This is a genomic window from Paenisporosarcina sp. P4_E4_2, from assembly GCF_056401595.1.
Genome location: NZ_JBFUJC010000379.1, coordinates 1 through 2851, shown reverse-complemented (window position 1 = coordinate 2851; position 2851 = coordinate 1). Strand labels below are relative to the sequence as shown.

Sequence of the window (2851 nt, the reverse complement as noted above, 5' to 3'; positions counted from 1 at the left end):
ACTGATAAAGAATTAGGCAAACCTGCCGGATCTGATTTGATACAAGGTAATATAACTTTACCGATTTTGTTCTTGAAAGATTTGCCGGAATTCAGACCAGATCTTGAACATGCTCTATCAGGAAATATGACTGAAACAGAGCGTTTAGCACTCGTTAAAAAGATTCGGGAATCAGATGCAATTGAGAAGTCCAAAGCAATCAGCAACCGGTATTTGCAGAAAGCTTTAAAAGAAATCGATGCACTTCCAGCGTCGCGTGCAAAAAAATCATTACGAGATATTGCACTATATATGGGCAAGCGTAAATTTTAATGTGTTGAACAAACGAAGAGACAATGGTAATATTTTTTACGGTGGATAAAGTATCCATAACTATTTTGGGGATAAATCTCTAACATACAATTGAAGGAGTGTTAATTATGGAAAGAACTTTCTTAATGGTAAAACCTGATGGCGTACAACGTAACCTAATCGGTGAAATCGTTGGTCGTTTCGAAAACAAAGGCTTCCAACTTGTTGGAGCAAAATTAATGCAAATCACACCTGAACTTGCTGGCGAACACTACGGCGAGCACAAAGAGCGTCCGTTCTTCGGTGAATTGGTAGACTTCATTACTTCTGGACCAGTTTTCGCAATGGTTTGGGAAGGCGAAAATGTAATCGCTACTTCTCGTTTATTAGTAGGTGCTACTAACCCTAAAGAATCTGCTCCAGGAACAATCCGTGGCGATTTTGCAGTAACTGTTGGCAAAAACATCATTCACGGTTCTGACTCTGCAGATAGCGCTGTTCGTGAAATCGGTTTATTCTTCAAAGAAGAAGAACTAGTTTCTTATTCAAAAGACGCTAACAACTGGGTAAACTAATTAACTTAGCAGTCAAATGATTTTTCATTTGACTGCTTTTTATTTTAAGCAAATATAGCTTTGCGATATAATGGAACTATATTTGCATACATAATAGTTGTTTTCATACTTGTAGGCTCATTCTTGAAATGTGCAACAAGCGCAAATGGACTATATATAACAGTTAAGTTTAAAATAGCCTATAATGAAAATAGTAAGTAAAATCGTCCGAAGGAATTTTCGGACTTTTTTTTAATATTTTCAAGAACGATGAAAATGAAATCGGTTTGTGTTATAGTGTTACTTAAAATACTTTAGCGAGTTGAAGGGGGAAAGTGTTATGCGTTATTTAACAGCTGGAGAATCTCACGGTCCACAATTGACCGCCATTATAGAAGGATTACCCGCACAATTAACCATTACAGCAGAAATGATCAATAAGGATTTAAAAAGAAGACAAGGTGGTCATGGACGTGGCAGACGTATGCAAATTGAAACCGATACGGTTGATATAACTTCAGGTGTGCGTCACGGTAAGACATTAGGTTCACCAGTTGCTCTGGTGGTTACAAACGACGATTGGAAGCACTGGACACATGTCATGGGAATTGAACCATTGGAAGAAGGATTGAACCCAGATGATATCAAACGACAAATTACGCGTCCTCGACCAGGGCATGCGGATTTAGTCGGCGGCATGAAATATGGTCATTCAGATTTAAGAAACGTTTTGGAACGTTCTTCCGCGCGAGAAACGACTGTTCGTGTGGCTGTTGGTGCAGTGGCAAAACAGTTACTTTCGGAATTGGGGATCAACATTGTTTCGCACGTGACAGAAATCGGTGGCATAAAAGCAGATCCATCCGCTTGGGAAGGTCTAGATGTAAAGCAAATTCGTGAAATCATTGAAGCGGATCCTGTTTATTGCTTGGACCCACAGGCCTCAGAATTAATGGTCAAAGCAATTGATGAAGCAAAAGAAAACGGCGATTCTATCGGTGGAGTTGTGGAAGTCATTGTGGAGGGTATGCCAGCTGGAATAGGAAGCTATGTTCACTATGATCGTAAACTCGATGCCAAACTTGCAATGGCAGTAATGAGCATTAATGCATTCAAAGGTGTTGAAGTTGGATTAGGATTTGAAATGGCTCGTAAACCAGGCAGTCAAGTACATGACGAAATTGTTTGGAATGAGGAACAAGGGTATACCAGAACAACAAATCGACTAGGAGGACTGGAAGGTGGCATGTCCACTGGAATGCCAATTGTCGTCCGAGGTGTAATGAAACCCATTCCAACTCTATATAAACCTCTTCAAAGTGTCGATATATCTACGAAAGAACCATTTAAAGCTAGTATAGAACGTTCAGATAGTTGTGCTGTACCTGCAGCCTCTGTTGTTGCAGAGCATGTCGTAGCGTGGGAAATTGCCAATGCCATTTTGGAACAATTCCATAGTGATCAAATGCCACAACTTCTCAATTCAATCAACCAGCACCGTGCCTATACAAAGGAGTTCTAAAGAATGCATACTATTTCAATCGACACGGAAAGCAAATCATACAAAGTTCATGTAGGTTCATTCATATACGAGCCTGCATTGGCTTTATATGAAAAGCAAATTAAACATGCAGATCATGTGGTAATCTTTGTCGACGAAGCAGTTGCCAATCTGCATTTGGACAAATTGCTGAAACCTCTCCAATCGTTTTTGGATACATCCGTTCATATATGTCGGTTGCCTGCAGGGGAATCCAGTAAATCTATGGAGACCTTTATGGCATGTCAGTCGTTTTTGCTCGAAAAAGGGTGTACCAGAAAATCAATTCTTTTCGCTTTTGGCGGTGGAGCATGTGGTGATGTAGTAGGTTTTGTTGCCTCTACATTCATGCGAGGGATTCCTTTTATACAATTACCGACAACTATTTTAGCTCATGATAGTGCAGTTGGAGGGAAAACGGCAGTCAATCATCCGCAAGGGAAAAATATGATCGGCTCGTTTTATC

Annotated in this window: 2 protein-coding genes and 2 pseudogenes; all 4 read left to right on the top strand. The window is 40.1% G+C overall.

The window, feature by feature from the left end; translation table 11 throughout:
* A pseudogene (locus AC1DSB_RS17410) lies at positions 1-312 on the top strand (heptaprenyl diphosphate synthase); the annotation flags it as partial.
* Between the two features lie 107 nt (positions 313-419).
* Positions 420-866, top strand: a complete 447-nt coding sequence (gene ndk / locus AC1DSB_RS17405; RefSeq protein WP_016427415.1) for a nucleoside-diphosphate kinase — start codon at positions 420-422, stop codon at positions 864-866.
* Positions 867-1185: 319 nt separating this feature from the next.
* Positions 1186-2367: a chorismate synthase gene (gene aroC / locus AC1DSB_RS17400; RefSeq protein WP_477587218.1), complete on the top strand. Its 1182-nt coding sequence runs from the start codon at positions 1186-1188 to the stop codon at positions 2365-2367.
* 3 nt (positions 2368-2370) lie between these two features.
* Positions 2371-2851, top strand: a pseudogene (locus AC1DSB_RS17395) (3-dehydroquinate synthase); the annotation flags it as partial.

Excerpts from the sequence above, each read along its gene's own strand:
- ndk (WP_016427415.1), top strand. The coding sequence starts at position 420 with ATGGAAAGAACTTTCTTAATGGTAAAACCTGATGGCGTACAACGTAAC.
- aroC (WP_477587218.1), top strand. The coding sequence starts at position 1,186 with ATGCGTTATTTAACAGCTGGAGAATCTCACGGTCCACAATTGACCGCC.